This window comes from Flavobacterium frigoritolerans (genome assembly GCF_025847275.1).
GTDB lineage: Bacteria > Bacteroidota > Bacteroidia > Flavobacteriales > Flavobacteriaceae > Flavobacterium > Flavobacterium frigoritolerans.
Genome location: NZ_JAOZEV010000005.1, coordinates 27,246 through 44,066, shown reverse-complemented (window position 1 = coordinate 44,066; position 16,821 = coordinate 27,246). Strand labels below are relative to the sequence as shown.

The 16,821-nt window shown below is 31.7% G+C and carries 18 protein-coding genes; all 18 read right to left on the bottom strand.

The window, feature by feature from the left end:
• The 18 genes from OIU80_RS08195 to OIU80_RS08110 all read right to left on the bottom strand — a co-directional run bounded on the left by OIU80_RS08195 (position 1) and on the right by OIU80_RS08110 (position 16,800).
• Complete coding sequence (locus OIU80_RS08195; RefSeq protein ID WP_264286547.1) at positions 1-3,684, bottom strand: 1-acyl-sn-glycerol-3-phosphate acyltransferase; 3,684 nt, start codon at positions 3,682-3,684, stop codon at positions 1-3.
• A gap of 2 nt (positions 3,685-3,686) precedes the next feature.
• Positions 3,687-4,862 carry a DUF2062 domain-containing protein gene (locus OIU80_RS08190; protein WP_264286546.1) on the bottom strand — a complete coding sequence of 392 codons (1,176 nt, stop codon included), beginning with the start codon at positions 4,860-4,862 and terminating at the stop codon, positions 3,687-3,689.
• 136 nt (positions 4,863-4,998) lie between these two features.
• Complete coding sequence (locus OIU80_RS08185; protein ID WP_264286545.1) at positions 4,999-5,370, bottom strand: hotdog family protein; 372 nt, start codon at positions 5,368-5,370, stop codon at positions 4,999-5,001.
• Between the two features lie 9 nt (positions 5,371-5,379).
• A complete protein-coding gene (locus tag OIU80_RS08180) occupies positions 5,380-5,988 on the bottom strand; it encodes a porin family protein (protein ID WP_264286544.1) in 609 nt (202 codons plus the stop codon).
• Between the two features lie 31 nt (positions 5,989-6,019).
• The gene (locus tag OIU80_RS08175) at positions 6,020-6,658 is read right to left on the bottom strand and encodes a hypothetical protein (protein ID WP_264286543.1); all 639 of its coding nucleotides are present in this window, start codon (positions 6,656-6,658) and stop codon (positions 6,020-6,022) included.
• On the bottom strand, positions 6,624-7,259 hold the full coding sequence (locus OIU80_RS08170) for a LolA family protein (protein ID WP_264286542.1): 636 nt from the start codon (positions 7,257-7,259) through the stop codon (positions 6,624-6,626). Before OIU80_RS08170 ends, OIU80_RS08175 begins: the two co-directional genes overlap by 35 nt.
• Positions 7,249-8,025 (bottom strand): polysaccharide deacetylase family protein, encoded by a 777-nt coding sequence (locus OIU80_RS08165; RefSeq protein WP_264286541.1) that lies wholly within the window; start codon positions 8,023-8,025, stop codon positions 7,249-7,251. Before OIU80_RS08165 ends, OIU80_RS08170 begins: the two co-directional genes overlap by 11 nt.
• Positions 8,022-9,083, bottom strand: a complete 1,062-nt coding sequence (locus tag OIU80_RS08160) for a beta-ketoacyl synthase chain length factor (protein ID WP_264286539.1) — start codon at positions 9,081-9,083, stop codon at positions 8,022-8,024. The genes OIU80_RS08165 and OIU80_RS08160 overlap by 4 nt, the downstream gene beginning before the upstream one ends.
• Complete coding sequence (locus OIU80_RS08155; protein ID WP_264286538.1) at positions 9,080-10,282, bottom strand: beta-ketoacyl-[acyl-carrier-protein] synthase family protein; 1,203 nt, start codon at positions 10,280-10,282, stop codon at positions 9,080-9,082. Before OIU80_RS08155 ends, OIU80_RS08160 begins: the two co-directional genes overlap by 4 nt.
• A gap of 128 nt (positions 10,283-10,410) precedes the next feature.
• Positions 10,411-10,668 carry a phosphopantetheine-binding protein gene (locus OIU80_RS08150; protein WP_264286537.1) on the bottom strand — a complete coding sequence of 86 codons (258 nt, stop codon included), beginning with the start codon at positions 10,666-10,668 and terminating at the stop codon, positions 10,411-10,413.
• Positions 10,669-10,670: 2 nt separating this feature from the next.
• Entirely contained in the window at positions 10,671-11,315 is a 645-nt protein-coding gene (locus tag OIU80_RS08145) for a 3-oxoacyl-ACP synthase (RefSeq protein WP_264286536.1), read from the bottom strand.
• 1 nt (position 11,316) lies between these two features.
• Positions 11,317-11,799, bottom strand: a complete 483-nt coding sequence (locus OIU80_RS08140; protein WP_264286535.1) for a hypothetical protein — start codon at positions 11,797-11,799, stop codon at positions 11,317-11,319.
• A 30-nt stretch (positions 11,800-11,829) separates the two neighbouring features.
• Positions 11,830-12,984, bottom strand: coding sequence for a beta-ketoacyl-[acyl-carrier-protein] synthase family protein (locus OIU80_RS08135; RefSeq protein ID WP_264286534.1), 1,155 nt, complete (start codon positions 12,982-12,984; stop codon positions 11,830-11,832).
• A 178-nt stretch (positions 12,985-13,162) separates the two neighbouring features.
• Entirely contained in the window at positions 13,163-13,612 is a 450-nt protein-coding gene (locus OIU80_RS08130; RefSeq protein WP_264286533.1) for an acyl-CoA thioesterase, read from the bottom strand.
• 241 nt (positions 13,613-13,853) lie between these two features.
• The gene (locus OIU80_RS08125) at positions 13,854-14,282 is read right to left on the bottom strand and encodes a hypothetical protein (protein WP_404827362.1); all 429 of its coding nucleotides are present in this window, start codon (positions 14,280-14,282) and stop codon (positions 13,854-13,856) included.
• 148 nt (positions 14,283-14,430) lie between these two features.
• A complete protein-coding gene (locus tag OIU80_RS08120; protein ID WP_264286532.1) occupies positions 14,431-15,318 on the bottom strand; it encodes an LpxL/LpxP family acyltransferase in 888 nt (295 codons plus the stop codon).
• Positions 15,318-15,572, bottom strand: coding sequence for an acyl carrier protein (locus OIU80_RS08115; protein ID WP_264286531.1), 255 nt, complete (start codon positions 15,570-15,572; stop codon positions 15,318-15,320). The genes OIU80_RS08120 and OIU80_RS08115 overlap by 1 nt, the downstream gene beginning before the upstream one ends.
• Positions 15,565-16,800 carry a beta-ketoacyl-[acyl-carrier-protein] synthase family protein gene (locus OIU80_RS08110; RefSeq protein WP_264286530.1) on the bottom strand — a complete coding sequence of 412 codons (1,236 nt, stop codon included), beginning with the start codon at positions 16,798-16,800 and terminating at the stop codon, positions 15,565-15,567. Before OIU80_RS08110 ends, OIU80_RS08115 begins: the two co-directional genes overlap by 8 nt.
• Between the last annotated feature and the right edge of the window lie 21 nt (positions 16,801-16,821).

The window sequence follows — 16,821 nt, the reverse complement described above, 5'->3', positions numbered from 1 at the left end:
CTATTCTTTCTTTAATACTAAAATTTCACCCTCCTCATTTGTACAAGTATAACCAAAATTAAGCAATGTGTCTTTTAAATTGGAGCTGTTTATTAAAATTATGCAAGAAGTAACTGTAACTATTTCTTTGATTACAGCACTATAATTTTTATCAGAAATTAGAACAACATCATATTGTTTTTGTAATGCAGGATTTAGATTTTCCAGATAGTGGATGGCTCTTTTCTTAACTATATAATTTGTTTTTGCAACCGCATGTTTTTCTTCATCGGTTGTATAAGAATCAACTTTTCGTTGTGGTTCCTGTAATGTTAATAGTAAATCCAGTTGGCCATAATCATTACTTAAATGCAAGATCTTAGCTTTAAGGTTTATGTGTTTGTTTAACAAATAATAGGTTTCTAAATTGGTATTTAGGTTCTTTTTTACGCTATTTATTATTTCTAATTCTTTGTAATTAAAACTAGTAAGAATCATTTTTTTGAAATAATCTGCACCTTCAAGTTGCTCACGTATTTTTTTGAATTCGGATTTAAAGTACGTGCTTATTTGTTTTGTTTTTTCGGTATAATTTTTTCCAAAAGCAAGATTTTCGGGAGTAATTCGGTCCAGAATAGTAACGGTTATAGCACCGTCATATATAATGAAATCTCCTTTTGGTAAGACTTCGGATGTACCATGAATTACAATCGGAATAATGTCAAGATTAAAATGTTCGGCAAGATAAAATGCTCCTTTATGAAATCGTTTTACCTGATTGCTTTCGGATCTTGTTCCTTCTGGAAATACCATTAACGAATATCCTTCGTCTATTTTTTTTCGTAAATGTTCGAGACCTCCTTCTAGTCCTTCTGACACGGGATAAAAACCAGCTTTTTTTACAGTTGCTCCAAAAACAGGAGAATTATAAACCCAGTCGCTTACGAGATAGATGATTTTTGGACTCAGCATTCCAACTGCCAGAATATCCAAAAAAGAAGAATGGTTGGCAATAATTACGGCAGGTTTTTCGAAATTTTCATGATGAATATTAATCACTTTTTTACGTACGAAAGGATTTGTATATAAAACTGATTTCATGAATTTTGAAATCAAATATCTAAAACCGTTCATTTTTGTTTGCTCTTTTAAAGGAAGAATTTTCATGATTGTCAAGCAAAAAAATGACATTAAAACTCCGCCAAGACCATAATACAAAAATGAGAATATACCATTTATGAAGGAACGAATTTGAAATGGTGCTTTCCCATTTTTAGGGCGATTGGACAAAAATAATTTGAATAAAATTGGATAAAAGATAAACGTAATGATTAGTGCTGCAAATACTCCAATTAATGAGATTGACGAAATAGATTGTAGTGCAGGATGTTTGGCAAATATCAATGCGCCAATTCCTAGAATGGTTGTTATTACCGCAAGAATAATTGATGTTCTATAGATTGCAATTTCATTCTTTCCGGTTGTATATTCTTTCTGTAATGCACTAGTCATAAAAATACTAAAATCGACACCATGCCCGAAAATTAAGGTGCATACAATCATACTGAAAATGTTCAGTTCGATATTAAAAATCCCCATGATACCAGCAGTTACAATTCCGGTTAATGCAATTGGGATACAACTTATGATTACCAATTCGACTCTTCTGAAAAAGAAGAACAGAATAAGAATTACTGCAACAAAAGAATAATTTACAAGAGAGTTGAAGTCGCTGTTTAGCGTACTAAAAAAGGTTTCATTCATTTGCTGACGGTCGATTGCCAGTAAACCGTCTTTGGCAGATGCTGATTTTACAAATGTATCACGTTGTTCAGGCGCGACTTTTACTAATGTCGAAATGGTGAAAAATCCATCTTTCTCACTAATAAATTCCTGTAATTGTAAAGTACTTATCTTTAAATAATCATGATAGGAAATGGGTTTAAAGCTAGTATCAAGATGGTCAAAAAAGGCAGTGTATGTTGTAGGTTTAAATCCAAGTTTGGCTCCTTCGGTTATTAATTTAGATTTTAAAAGCTGTTTTTTATTGGCATCCCAAAACGAATTCCATTTATCTATTTTTAGCTTTTGCTCTTTTTGCGAAAGCATAATTCCTCCTACCGAACTATAATTTAGTATTTTATTTTGTTGTTTGTCTTTTGCGAGAGCATCAAAAAGCTGACTGTTTTTTTGCAAAACTTCTTCCATACTATTTCCGTAAGAAGCCAGATAAATTGTTTTAGAAGTTAAACTTGTTGTACTTTCTTCCAACTTTTTTTCAGCAGCTTTAATTTCTTTTGGAACAAAATTAAGTTGTGATAAATCGTTGTTGAATCCTACATCGTTATAAGTAAAACAACAAACGATGGTAATAAGTACGCAAAAACCAATTAGGAATTTATTGTTATGAAATGAAAAATGAGCCAATTTATCAATCACATTTTTCTTGTGTTCGAAATTATTTTCTTTTGGTTTATATAAATGTGGTACAATGAGAAGTGAGAAAAATGCAGATGCCATTACAATTACTGCAGCAAAAATCCCCAAGTCGTTTAGTGCATCTGATTTTACAAAAAGCAAACATAAAAATGCAACGGCAGTTGTAGAGCTGCTCATGATTACTGGCATCGTTATGTCTTTGTATAATGTTTTTACATCGCTATTATGCTTGTAATGTGTTAAGATATGTATGGAATAATCTATGGTGATTCCCAATAGAATAGAACCTATCCCGAGTGAAATCGCTGAAATTTTTTCTTTCACAAAGTATAAAAATGCAATTGCAAATAGCGCTCCAAATACTGTTGGAAGAAAAATGATTAACGGGATAAATACTTTTCGGTAAAACAAAATCAAAATAAGCATTAAGGTAATCATTGCAATAGTTGTAGTAAGTACAATATCGCCTTTTATCTGGTTGGCATTTGCAACAGCAATAAGTGCCGAACCAAAATAACTTACTGAAGCTTTTGTTTTAAACTGTTTGTTTAAATTGTCTTTTATGGTATTGAGCTTTGCAGCAAAAATAGAGTTTTGCTCTGTTTCGCTCGATGGTAAATTAGAAGTAATAAATAACAACAATTTCTTTTTGTCTTTGGTCATTACAAAGCCATTATCGAGAGTAAAATCATCACCCACATTTAATTGCTGTAATTTTTTTAGAGCTATAAATGAAATCCCTAAAGGATCTTGTAAGATGAAATCTTTGGTAATAAATCCCGAAGGCGAAATTATCGATTTGTAATTTCCTTGTACTGTTGCAGCAATACTATCCTGTTGCAGTTTGGATTGTATGGTTGCATAATCTTGATCATCCAGAAAAAGCGGTACATTGTTGTAAACAAAATCGATGGTTTCCTGAATGTTCTCTTCGTCTATTTTTCCTTGTACAGCCGTTATATAAGGTTTACAAGTTTTGGCAATACTATCAGTAAAAACTGCTGCCATTTCTTTTAAATCTTCATTTGTTCCTCCTTTTTCAAGCTGAAAGATTACTGTAATCTTGTCAGCGAAATTAAGCTGTTTTAGTACTTTGGCAGTAACATCGGTCTTGTCGTTTGTTGGAATAAGTTTGGTAATATCTTCTTCAAATTTAATTTTTGAAGCAAAAAATACAAATATAAAAAGCAATGCGATTGCCAGAAAAACCGAGAGGGATTTTCTTCGATTTACAAATAAATGTATGGCGTAGAAATAATGATGCATGCTTATTTTTTTTGAGTACTAAATAATGTTAAAATCAAGTACGATGTTAATCCGAATAATAATGCCATTAGAGATGCTAAAATAAGACTTCCAATGACATATTGTGTTATGTTTTTTGAAACGTCAGCGAGTACCATTGAATCATTTTGTATCGAGGAAGAATTGTTTGATATAAAAAGGCTTCCCATTTTTAGAGATCCATATATTACTAATGGAATCAAAGGAGGCAAACTAATATTTGAAGCTACAAAAGCTATGACTTTATTGAGCTTGAATAAGGTGGCTAAAAAAAGAAGTAATACCGTTTGGAATCCCCAAAAGGGTGAAATTCCAATAAATACACCTAACGCGATTGCGGATGATTTTTTAAAATTTGACTCGTCACTTTCTAGAATATCCTCGAGAAGAAATTTTTTAAGTCCTTTTTTTTTAATTTTCTGAACTAAATCTCTTGGTTTGATATAAACAAGAGCAATAATTACCAATACAGTATTTAAAATACTAATTCTGGTAAAATCCTTGAATGGGCGAAAATGTGAAACCCGCTCAAGTGGATCGTACAAAACTTTAACTGGGATATTTTTAACAGGAATGCCTTTCCAGGCGGTACGTACAATAATCTCGATTTCAAATTCAAATTTAGGAGTGTAATACCTTTCGGGAATTAATCGTAAAGGGTATAATCTAAATCCAGATTGTGTGTCTTCAAGACGTATTCCTGTTTCAAACCAAAACCAGAAGTTTGAAAATTTATTTCCAAAGCTACTTTTTTTAGGTACATTTTCCTGCGCCATATTACGACTACCAATAAGTAATGTATTTGGTTCGTTTTGGATAGCATCGATAAACGAAGGAATATCCGAAGCAAAATGTTGCCCATCGGAATCGATTGTTATTGCATATTCGTAATTTAAAGCAATTGCCTTATTAAACCCGTTTTGCAATGCAATTCCCTTTCCTTGGTTTTCGGGATGGTGAATTTGAATGAGTTGTGGAAATTTTCCCAAAATTAGACTTGTTCTATCTGTAGATCCGTCATTGACTACAATAATATTCTTGGTGTAGGTCAAAATTGAATGAAGTACTTTCTCCAACGTTTTGTTGTTGTTGTATGTGGGTACAATAACACAAAAATTAGTTTGAGCAAGTTGTTCTTCTTGAGATAGAATAGGTTTCATTTTGTGGTTTTTCTTTAATTACTTTATCGTTAGTTTTTCTGTTGTGGAAAAACTTTTAGATTCTAGGATAAAGTTTTTTAAATATTCTTTTAGTATAGTATCCTGATCACTATACCCTTTAGTACTAGTTTTATAGTTACGTTTTTTTATAAACATTACTTAGTTTTACAGCAATTGTTTCGTTAAAATAAGTGGTGTTTTTTACTTTTACCAAACCATCTTTGGTTGTTGTAATATCCAATTCTAAACGCAATTTGGGTGTAACTTCGGGATTGATTAACGCCATAAATTTTGCATTACTAAGTGTTTGCATCGTTAAGTTACTTTGGGTGATTGTTTCTGAAAGTTCTTTTATAATCTGAATCATGCATACTCCTGGCATTATAGGATTGTCTGGAAAATGACCTTTAAAGACGTCATGTTTGTCATTTACCAAAATGACAGCATCATATATGGAACCATTTGAGTTTTCTAATGAAAGGATTTTATAAAAGTCTTTTAAAACCATGATGTGTTTTTATTTTACTTTGAATGTATAGGTAATTCCAAGTTGAAATACTTGATTTAAGATAATAGTATCGTAGTAGTAATCGTATCCATTATCAATACCATCATATCCGTAAATATCGACTAATCCTTGTTTAAATCTTGCTTCAAAAGTTAAGCCATTGGGTAAAGTATATCCAATACCACTAACGAAAGCAAGGTCAACTCCGACAGGATCGTAATCGTATGAAGGAAAATTGTCGTTAACTTTAAAATCTATTGAAGGGCCGCCTATTATATGAAATCCACCTCCGGTAAAATGATATTTAGCAACTGCACCTAATGAAATATAATTTAATTCGTAGGTTCTTTTACTTGATCTGCCTGATCCTATAAAATATTCACGCGCTTCTGCTCCTTGTCTTGTGTAAGTTAGTTCTGGCTGAAGTGTAAAATATTTGTTGAATTTTATAGCTATTAATCCACCAGCATAAAAATCTGTTTTTGAGTTACTAGACCCAAAATTGGTTAAGTTTGAAACATTTAAACCACCACGAATTCCCGGACTAACGGTTACTTGTGCATGAGATTTTATAAAGCCGATAAAAAATATAAATGCAATTAAGGTTAATTTTCTCATTTTGATTTAATTTAGATAATTAGTTTAAATTTTACTCTGACTTAAAATAATTCAATTCAATTTTTAACTTTATATTTTGATGTAAAATCTCAATTTTTTCTGCAAAATTATTGTTTTCTGAACTAAAAAGAATAGTTATCTTTTCTTTTGTTTGAGAGGCATGTATTACTTTCTCTAGTTTTTGATTGTCTTTAGATAAAAAAATAAAATTATATTGTTTGTCATCTTTAGATTGGTAAATAGTATTGGTTTGATCTTCAAATTGTTTTTCGATCAAGTAATCTTTTCTAAGGAGCAATCGAAAATCTTTTTTTAAGGTCGAAATAAGAATCTTCCGGTCTAATTCGGATACAATTGAGTTGACTTTAAAGCTAGCTTCCGAAATTTCAAAGTCTAGTAATTTATTGCCAAATTCGGTTGTAAATACAACTCTATGTGTAGTATCATTTATTTTTTTTGCAATAAATATTCCTGATAATTCATGTCCATAAACGGTTATGTTTGCTTTATATACATAATCAATTTCGGGACTAGAAAAGTAAGGTGCTTCATAAGATGTTTTTTCTAATGGTTTTGGAGTGTAATTTCTCGTGATTTTTTGACCACAAGAAAACAGGAAACAGACTAAAAAACAATTAATTAGTAAAAACGGAGTCGTCGATTTTTGCATTTATCACTTTGTTTTTAAGTACAATTCGAGTATAATCTTCAGATGATTCAAGCAGTTTTACCTGAACAACTGTAGCGTCTTCTTTATCAAAAGTTAATTCTATTTGTTTAATGTATTTCTTTAAAGTTACATCTTTTGGAATGAACTTGGCAATATTCTGATTTTTTGATTTAAAATAGCTGATAATGAATTCTTTATCGTCAAACATATCGCCGCTTACGCTACCTACAATTAGTTTATTTATTCGACCAAAAATTTTGCTGTTTCCAATATCTACAGCACTTTTTTTACCTTCGTCATTAATCAATATTTTACCATTTTTAAAGACAATAGTATAATTGTACGGTTTCTTGTATTGCCATTGCAACAAGCTAGGTTCTTTAAAAATCATCTTCCCAGATGTTTCAATATCCTTGGATAAAAAATCCAAATGTTTGTATTGTACAAAATCAGTACTTAATGTTTTTATCTTTTTAGAAACTACATTAACCGATTGTTTGAAAGTTGTGATTTCACCATCAGACATTTTTTGTTCTTGTGCGGAAGAGTTCCAAGCGAACAGATTCAGAATAATAGCGAATAAATATATTTTAGTTCTCATATGCTTTAAGATTCAAAAGTTTTTCAACCGTAATCACGGTATAATTGTTTTGTTGCAGGAACTGCAAGAACTGTTCCAAGACCAAAACCGAATGTTTAGCCGTATCGTGCAAAAGTACGATTCCGCCGGGAGAAAGGCGTTTTATAATACGATTGTAAATGATTTTTTGGTCTTTGATTCCGCCATCAAGCGATCGTATATTCCAACCAATTACTTTATGCCCACTTAATTTTATGGCTCTGCGAATAGATGGAGTTGTTACGCCATAAGGAGGTCTGAAGAATTGTATTTTCTTTGAGGTGAATTTTTCCAGAAGTGCATCAGTTTTATTAATTTCTTCCAGTATTTTTTTAGCATTGTAAAAATCAAAAAAAGGAGAATGATTGTATGAGTGATTTCCAACAAGATGCCCTTCGGATAAAATACGTTCTATGATTTCTGGATATTTCTCAATGTTTTTCCCAATACAAAAAAAAGTAGCTTTTACATCGTATTTTTTTAAAACATCTAAAATCTCTAAAGTGATATCGCTTGGGCCATCATCAAATGTTAAAGCAATTTTCTTTTCGGTTAGCGATGGGTTATTACAATAAGCCTTTACATGATAGTTGGATTTTATTTGTGCTGAGTTTATTGCTACTATACTCAACCAAATTATTCCAATTAGGATAAACCACCAAAAATTGATTGCTATATAAAGTTTCGTAAGAAGCAATAAAAGCAATAGGATGATAAAAAATACAGCAGTTTTTGTGTGTGTTATCATTTTGAAATTAATGTAAAACTATGATCTTTTCCGTTTAACTGATTGTATAATAAAATAGTATTATATGCAGGTCTTTCTATCGAATTTGATTTAATTAGTTCTGGGATTGTCTGTGTCTTAATGATTTTTGAACCTGTCCATAACCCAAAGGCAGAAGCAGTATTGTATTCTCCACATAAATGTTTGTAGTAAATCTGTGGCGTGTTCGCGAAAGCATTTTCTGCTAAATTTTTATAATAGGAATCAAATTCAACATCTCCATTAAAGCCTAAAATGATAGCATCGATGTCTGAAATTTCTAAATTATTCAATTTAAGAAAATCAATAATTTCAGTTTCAATTTCATCTTCTTGTAGTACATTTTTAATTTCTAAATCTACGAGTTGAGCGTAAGTACTCTCTTTTTTTTCATTTTCTAAAACAAAAAAACAAGCTCCTTCTCCATGAATATATCCTTTTGTAGTTTCGTTTAAAAGTTGGTACGGTTCTTTTCTGTCTTCTTTTATATAACCAGCTAACTTAAAAAGAGATAGTATATGATCACCATTTTCATCAACTCCGCCAACTAATATTGAGTTGGCTTCATTTTCTTCTATTTGCATTTTAGCATCTAAAAGACCCGACTCAAAAGAGATTGCGCCATTTACATAAGTAAAATTATATCCTTTGCATTGCATTGTAAGGGCAATTTGTGCTCCAACGGTATTATGTGTTGATTGTATAAAAGCAGTTGGTGTTAAAAACTCTTCGTTATTATCGATGATTGCTTTTAAGAATTTTTCAGTATCCTCGATGCAACCCATTCCAGTTCCAGTAATAATAGCATCGACATTTGTAACATTGGCTTCTTTCATGGCATAAGCCGAAGCTACGATTCCGTTTTTGATTCCATTAGCCATTCTTCGGCTTGCAATTGGAGAAATAAAATCTTTGTAAACCGGTTTTTTTAAAAATAAAACATTGTCATTTTTATTCCATTCGGCATCTTCCAAAAAAACAGTATCAAATGTTTTTTGAGCTGAAAGACAACCTGTACCATTTATATATGTCTTTCTCATTTGTTTTTAGAAAATATAAGAGTGGAACAATTACCGCCAAATCCGAAAGAATTGGATAATACGTGCTCGATATTTTTATGTTTTAATGTTGTTTGTGGTGTCAAGTTAAATTCCTGCATCGGTGTTTCGAAATTTAAACTAGGGAAAACCACATTGTTCTGAATGGCAAGTATGCTATAAACAGCTTCGATTGCTGCTGCTGCTGCTAGTGTATGACCTGTAAAAGGTTTAGTCGAGCTAAAATCAGGAACAGATTTTTCGTAGTATATTCTAAGAATGGCTCTTCCTTCTGATAAATCATTATTAGGAGTTGCTGTTCCATGAACATTTATATAATCTATTTCGCTTGGATCTAAAGCTGCAACATTAAATGCTTTTTTCATAGCAAGGTAAGCACCATCACCATTTTCAGACGAAGCGGTTTGATGAAATGCATCATTGGCATTGCCATAACCCGAAACACGAGCGAGTACTTTTTTGTTTTCTTTTTTTACAATTTCATCAGATTCTAAAACTAAAAAAGCAGAGGCTTCACCTAAGTTTAACCCTTTGCGTTCATCATCAAAAGGTTTGTTATAACCATCGGATAATATCATTAAAGTCTTGAAACCATTGATTGTAAATTTTGCCAAAGCATCGGTTCCGCCAACAATTACACGGTCTAGTTTTCCAGTCTTTATCAATCGTGCACCAAGCATAATTGCATTTGCAGCCGAAGAACAAGCGGTACTTATTGTTGTAACCATGCCTTTTAATCCAATTTCGGAGGCAATTTTTTGAGCTACATCTCCACAATTATGACTAATAATGTATTTTCGTACTTCGGGATTTTCAAAATAGTCATAATAATACTTTTCGGTCATATCCATTCCGCCAACGGTGGTTGCCGAAATTAATCCTGTTTTATATTCATTAATTGATGTAATTCCTGCATTTGCAACAGCTTCTTTGACAGCAATAAGACCAAGTAAGGCTGTTCTTGAAAAGTTGCTTTCTTTGTCGAGTTGTAATTGTGCAATTAACTCAGCATTGGTTTTTTTTATTTCTCCAACCTTAATACTATTCGCATGAACTGTCGAAATGTTCTCGATAGTTGTTATAGCAGCTTTGTTATTTATTAATGAAATATAATTTTCCTCAACCGAATTTCCGATTGAAGAGATTATTCCCATTCCAGTTATAGCAACTCCTTTTACCATTTTTTAGACTTCTTGGTTTTTTAGACTTCTTGGTTTTTTAGACTTTCTTAGATTTCTTATATTTTAGGCAATACTTCATATCTAAGTAGTCTAAAAATCTAAGCCAGTCTAAGCCAGTCTAAGAAAGTCTATTTAGTTCTGTTTGCTGTAATATATGCTGCCATTGATTCGATTGATTGAAAAATTACTTTTCCTTCTTTCGGGTCAATTAGTTTAATTCCGTAATCTTTATCTAGAATAACGATTAATTCTAAAGCATCAATAGAATCTAAACCCAAACCATCTCCGAATAAAGGATCATTGTCATTAATGTCTCCAAGTGTAATATCTTCAAGGTTTAATACAGTAATGATTTTATTTTTTAATTCTAATTTTAATGCGTCCATTGTTATTTATTATATAATGTTTCTATCGTTTCGTTTTGATATTTTTGGTTTTCTTCTTTACCAATCAGGCAAAGAAAAGATTTATATTCTTCATTAAAAAATTCGACCCATCCACAAAGTACCCTTTCTGCTTTATTGGTATGCAAAAGCGTATTGGCATAACTGGTCATAAATTCTGGATTGAAGGCATCAAATATAAAGAAAGAATTCTCACTTTTTAGTTGATGACGAATGCTAATTTCGCCCAGGCAAATGTTTGGTAACGTATAAACAAAAACTGCAGGACTTGGATAATAGTTTTCCTTATCGGATATGGATTCCTGATATTTTACATCGGTATCTAAACTGGATGATTTATTAGCTAAAAGTATAGCAGTATTGTTTTCTGTTTGCTTTGTGAGTTCAGTATCGCTCAGGTTCAATTCTGTTTTTGATTTCAAAAGTAATTCAGCGCCTAAAAAGGCAAGTTTACTTAAAGAATCCATCTTGAAAAACTTAGGATAATTAATGTCAAAATTGCGATACGCTTGTTTTGAAAAGTCAGCAAAAGCCGTAGGTTCTATTTTGAATATAGAAGTTCCATTCAAAACAATTTCGTTGTTTTGGATTGTGCAATAGGATTGTATGTATGTTTTGTTTTGAGTCATTTTATTTTATATAATCTTCTGCATCATAAGCATCAATAGGAAAATCTTCTTCAGTTATCGATTTATAGAAGAAAGTTCCAATACTCATTTTTAAATCAATATAAATTTTATTTAAATCTTCAATATTTTCTTCTTCCCAAAGAATGTCATGAAAAGTATATCCAACACTCATTGTTTTTGTATTTAGAACAATTGGATCTCCGTTTGCGCCTGAACCAATAATTAATAAATCTTTTTTATAAATTTCTTTATTCTCTTCTTCAATATTTTCTGTTCTAATTCTGTTTACGCAATTGAAATATATACTTCCAAATTCAATTTCTTTTTTAAATGAAAATGTTTTAAAAAAAATTATCAAATCTTGAGATAGGTTTAAGCTTTCAAAAAAATCAATAGTTTTATCTGTTACTTTTATTACATTATCTTTAAAATCAAAATTTTGAATTTTTAAAGCTTCTTTAAAAAGTGATTCTTCTAAATTCATTTCTTTAAGTTTTGAGCTTGTAAGGATTGTTTACAAGTTAAATTCATGTTTAACTTTTTCAAAAACTACAGCCGTATTACAACCTCCAAATCCTGAAGCTGTTTTTAGGAACGTTTCGATATTTTTATTTTCATTTTTCTGAATAACATTTATCGATTGACTTACGCCCAATTCATCAAAGCCTAATGAAACAAAAAGCTTGTTTTGAAGTACAGATTCAATCGCAATGACGGTTTCTAATAAGCCTGATGCGCCTAAGGTATGACCATAAAAACCTTTCAGACTATTTACAGGAACTGCTTCCATTTCTAATCGGTTGAAAGCAATGGCTTCCATTTCGTCATTAAAAGAAGTTGCAGTTCCATGGGCAGAAATATAATCGATATTCTCTGACTTTATTTGTGCTTCGTTCAAGGCATTTTGTATACTTCTGAACAAACCTTCGCCTGTTCTTGAAGGACCTGAAATATGATTGGCATCGTTTATAGAACTATCTCCAATAACTTTTATTTTTGCGTCTTTGGCTTCTGCTGAAACTAAAACTGCTGCTGCCGCTTCGCCAAGACTTACGCCAGTTCTGTTTAAAGAATATGGTTTGCATGGTAAGTTACTCATTGCCTGAAAAGCATTAAAACCTGATAAAACAAACTCAGAAACTTCATCGCCAGCAACGATAAAAACATTGTCGTAAAGTTCGCTTTGTAGTAGTTTTTTGGCAACCGAAATGGCTAAAATACCAGAGACACAAGCATTCGAAACTACGATTGGTTGGGTTTTAAATCCAAAAAAATCGGCGATTGTTTGAGCCAAAGTATGTAAATAGGCATTCTGAAAACTCTCTGGCGAATCATTTTTTAATGCAGTAATATTTCCTTTTGTGGTCGAAAGTATAAAGGCTGTCTTTGAATTTAATTCTACTTTAGAATTTTTGATAATTGGCTCTAAAGCCAAAATCATCATTTTCTCTAATCTTGAATAGTTGGTTTTGGAACTAACTTTCGCGAAAGCGGTATTTAGTTTCTCTTCCTTTATAATTGAAGCATAAAAAGGATTTGGCATCAAAGACACATCTTCATGCAACTGAATACCTGATTCACCACGAACTATAGCATCAATGTTCGAGGGAACATCAAATCCTAATGGTGTGATACAATTGGTTTGCGTGATGTATACTGCTCTTGTCATTTTTATTATTTTATCCTAACAGGTTTTTAAAACCTGTTAGGTATCTCGTATTTATTATCATACCTACAAGGTTGGAAAAAACCTTGCAAGAAAGCTTTTCGGCGTTTGTATCTTGTTGCCGAAAGAGGCACGCAGATTTACACGTATTATTTTATTTCGTGACAATTTATGTTTGTCTTTATTTCAACAACCCGACTTTTCGTTTCCATTCTTCATAAAATGGAGGATTAGTGAGCATTAAATTTCCTTCTTTATTTAAAAATACCTGAACGGTTTCGCCTGTGCAAACAATTTCATTATTAGAATTAAAAATTTTAAATCTAAAAATTATTTTAGCTGCGGGTGTATCTACTATGCTTGTTTCTACGCGAATAACATCGCCATAGCGTAAAGATAATTTATGTTCGCAAATTGATTTTACAATAGGTGTTGTATATCCGCTCTTGGCAATATCAAGATATGTAATTCCGTGTTTACGCCCAAAAGCTTCACGACCATCTTCAAAATAGGTTATGTAATAACCATGCCAAACAATCCCTAAGGCATCAGTTTCATTAAAGCGAATTCTGACTTCTTCGGTAACGGTTAATGCAATAGCTTCGTTATATTGTTCTTTTCTTCTTATCATATGCTAAGGGAATAGATTTCGTAAAATCCAGTCATTTATTTTTGCAAATATAACAGGTTTAAAAGGCTTTTTTACATATCTAGTATAACTAGAAAGAATAAGAGGGTCTATTTAGTTAGATTCTTTTCTTATAGCTTTTTATTTTAAAAGAGTAGGAGGTATATTGCTTGCTTTCAGTTGTTTAGTGAAATCATCATTTTCCTGAGAATAGTCTCAAGCTGATAAGAGAAGCATTAATGTGTTATTTGGCCAAAACGGTCTTCATCTGACCATTGGCAATTTCTTCATTGTTTAATGTAGTAACAATATCTACTAAGGTTATGCCAGCAAATTCTTGTATAATGGTTATCGACGATTGAATTTCATCGTTAATATTTGGCAACTTTTTTATATTAATTTGTTTGATGGAGCCAATATAACCTATAGGTGCTTTTTCTTGTTTTAGAAAAAAAACATATCCAGTATGTAATGCTACAGATTGCGCCATATGTTCTATTAATCCAGCTTCTAAAAAAACTCCATTTTCTAAAAAGATATTTTCACTTTTAATTTTTAAACCAGCTACTAAAGAAGTTTCATCAAATGAAAACATCTTATCTACCATTACAAAAGGAAACTTCTGTGGCAACAAATTTTCTACTGCTTCTTTATCTAGAATAGGTTTTGTCATGATTTATGAAACTAATTTTTTGATTTTATTTGCTCGTTTGTGCAAGCCCAATTTAAAGAAGTTGATTCATCTTTGGATTATAAAATCGTATTTCTTAATGATTTGTTTTACAATAACTTTTCTGTAATGTTTCAGAAAACAGACTCTTTTATTTTTTATTTTTAAATTGATTCCAAAAATCAAAATAATTAAACCATTGAAGTGGGTACTTTTCAAGCATAGATTCAACGTTTTCTATATAGGCTTTTAACAATCCTTTTTCATCACGATATTTTACAATGGCTTCACGGGCATATAAATGATAGTGTAGTTTTGGTTCTTTCATTGCATAAACAAAAACAACAGGAACTTTTAATCGAGAAGCAATTAAAAAGGGCCCAGCAGGAAAATTGGTTTCTTGACCTAGTAATTTTTCAGATAATGATTTAGATCCTTCAAGGTAACGATCACCTGTAAAACAAATGAGCTCATTTCGGTCAAGAGCAGCATTGATCTCGAAAACATGAGATAAGTCGTCTTTTATGATTATATGCTGGACAGTTGGTTTTTGGGTAACGCTTTCTAAATATTTTTTTATGTCAGAATGTTCCAAGTCTGTAGTAATCAAATTGATTCGGAAATTAATGTCTATTTCTTCGAAAAAATGTTCAGCAATTTCAAAATTCCCAATATGAGCACTAATTAAGATGCCACCTTTTTTTTCGGCAATCAGTTTTTTTAGTGATTCAATACCATCAAATTCATAAGTAAATTTTTCTCTCATTCCGGCAGAAATGGAGACTTTGTCAATTATGGTTTGACCAAAAACATAGTAGCTTTTGAAAACCATTCTCTTAGATTTAAAATAAGAATAGCCTAGTCTTTTGTTAAAATAGTAAAAGATGACACGATTACTTTTTTTTAGGAAAAGAAAATAATAAGAAGCAACAAAATATAAAAGAAAATAGGCAGATTTAACCCCCGCTTTTTGTATTAAAAAAACGAATATTCTATAGCCTAAAACTGTTCCTTTTGATTTGCCATCCCATTCACTCATTAAGCAGTTTTAGCTTTTAGTTTGGTTTCGATAAGGTCATAAAAGTTTTGAAAAGTAGCAATGCCAACAAAATCAACTTCAACTAATTTTACGCCAAAATTTGACTCTACAGATACTACTAAATCTACATAGTCTAAACTATCTAGTCCTAAAGTATCTTTTAAATTAGCATTTGGTTCAATATCATCATTGTCAACTTCAAATTCATCAACCAAAAAACCATTAATTTTTTCTATTATCTCTTGCTTATTCATTATTCAATTTAAACTTTTTAACTACCAGTGCAGAATTTGTCCCTCCAAATCCGAAGGAATTGGACAAAAATATATCAATTTTTTTATTTAAGGTAGTTTTAACTAAATTTAATTTAGCGGCTGCTTGGTCTGGAGTTTCTAAATTGATGTTTGGAGCTATAAAGTCATTTTGCATCATTAGTATAGAGTAAATAACTTCGCTAGCGCCAGCCATCCAGCATTCATGTCCTGTCATCGATTTTGTAGAACTCACATAAGGATTGCTTTTTTCAAAGATTTCGAAGATAGCTTTGGCCTCATTTTCATCTCCAACAGGAGTAGAGGTTGCGTGTGCATTTATGTAGTCAATGTCTGACGCATTTAATTTGGCATCATCGAGTGCTCTTTGCATTGCTATGGATGGGCCTTCGACATTTGGAGTCGAAATATGTCCTCCATTTGATGAAAATCCATAACCACCAACTTCGGCAATTATAGTTGCTCCACGTTTTATGGCTGATTCATAACTTTCTAGAATTAGAGTTGCACCTCCACCGCTAGGAACTAAACCATCTCGACCAGAGTCAAAAGGTCTTGATGCTTTGGTAGGGTCTATATTTCCTGTAGAAAACACACCTAAACCATCAAAACTGCTCATGGCGTATTTGTTGATTTCTTGTGCTCCACCACAAATTATGATATCTTGAAATCCACTCTTTATCAAAAAATAAGCAAGGCCTATAGCGTGTGAACCGCTAGCACAAGCCGCACTTATAGTTAAATTAATCCCTCTTAACTTAAATATTGTCGAAAGGTTCATTGTAACAGTTGAGTTCATGGACTTAAAAATCGCTCCAGAACCAATAAGGGCAGTATCCTTTTTTTCTCTAACAATATCGGTTGCATCAATAATAGCTTTTGAAACGCTATCATTACCATACATAATACCGACTTCGTTATCGTCGAAAAAAGAATCATCAATTCCAGCATTTTTTAATGCTTCAATAGTAGCCATATAAGCATATTCGGTTTCTTCACCAATGCTCATACGTTGTCTTCGGGTTAATAAGTTTTTCAAATCTGGTCTCGGAACCATACCAGTTAAGGCCGACTGAAAACCAAATTCTTTTCTTTCTGTATCACATTGTATTCCTGATTTTCCATTATAGAGGGATTCTTTTACTTCATTTAATGAAGTTCCGATACATGAGTAAATCCCCATTCCTGTAATTACAACTCTCCTATCCATCTTCTTTTTTATAGTAATTTT

Bases quoted from the DNA above. Each gene is read 5' to 3' on its own strand.
- OIU80_RS08140 (WP_264286535.1), bottom strand. From the start codon at position 11,799: ATGAATTTAGAAGAATCACTTTTTAAAGAAGCTTTAAAAATTCAAAAT.
- OIU80_RS08165 (WP_264286541.1), bottom strand. From the start codon at position 8,025: ATGATAACACACACAAAAACTGCTGTATTTTTTATCATCCTATTGCTT.
- OIU80_RS08145 (WP_264286536.1), bottom strand. From the start codon at position 11,315: ATGACTCAAAACAAAACATACATACAATCCTATTGCACAATCCAAAAC.
- OIU80_RS08155 (WP_264286538.1), bottom strand. From the start codon at position 10,282: ATGGTAAAAGGAGTTGCTATAACTGGAATGGGAATAATCTCTTCAATC.
- OIU80_RS08190 (WP_264286546.1), bottom strand. From the start codon at position 4,862: ATGAAACCTATTCTATCTCAAGAAGAACAACTTGCTCAAACTAATTTT.
- OIU80_RS08135 (WP_264286534.1), bottom strand. From the start codon at position 12,984: ATGACAAGAGCAGTATACATCACGCAAACCAATTGTATCACACCATTA.
- OIU80_RS08130 (WP_264286533.1), bottom strand. From the start codon at position 13,612: ATGATAAGAAGAAAAGAACAATATAACGAAGCTATTGCATTAACCGTT.
- OIU80_RS08175 (WP_264286543.1), bottom strand. From the start codon at position 6,658: ATGCAAAAATCGACGACTCCGTTTTTACTAATTAATTGTTTTTTAGTC.
- OIU80_RS08195 (WP_264286547.1), bottom strand. From the start codon at position 3,684: ATGCATCATTATTTCTACGCCATACATTTATTTGTAAATCGAAGAAAA.
- OIU80_RS08180 (WP_264286544.1), bottom strand. From the start codon at position 5,988: ATGAGAAAATTAACCTTAATTGCATTTATATTTTTTATCGGCTTTATA.
- OIU80_RS08150 (WP_264286537.1), bottom strand. From the start codon at position 10,668: ATGGACGCATTAAAATTAGAATTAAAAAATAAAATCATTACTGTATTA.
- OIU80_RS08115 (WP_264286531.1), bottom strand. From the start codon at position 15,572: ATGAATAAGCAAGAGATAATAGAAAAAATTAATGGTTTTTTGGTTGAT.
- OIU80_RS08170 (WP_264286542.1), bottom strand. From the start codon at position 7,259: ATGAGAACTAAAATATATTTATTCGCTATTATTCTGAATCTGTTCGCT.
- OIU80_RS08110 (WP_264286530.1), bottom strand. From the start codon at position 16,800: ATGGATAGGAGAGTTGTAATTACAGGAATGGGGATTTACTCATGTATC.
- OIU80_RS08125 (WP_404827362.1), bottom strand. From the start codon at position 14,282: ATGACAAAACCTATTCTAGATAAAGAAGCAGTAGAAAATTTGTTGCCA.
- OIU80_RS08120 (WP_264286532.1), bottom strand. From the start codon at position 15,318: ATGAGTGAATGGGATGGCAAATCAAAAGGAACAGTTTTAGGCTATAGA.
- OIU80_RS08185 (WP_264286545.1), bottom strand. From the start codon at position 5,370: ATGGTTTTAAAAGACTTTTATAAAATCCTTTCATTAGAAAACTCAAAT.
- OIU80_RS08160 (WP_264286539.1), bottom strand. From the start codon at position 9,083: ATGAGAAAGACATATATAAATGGTACAGGTTGTCTTTCAGCTCAAAAA.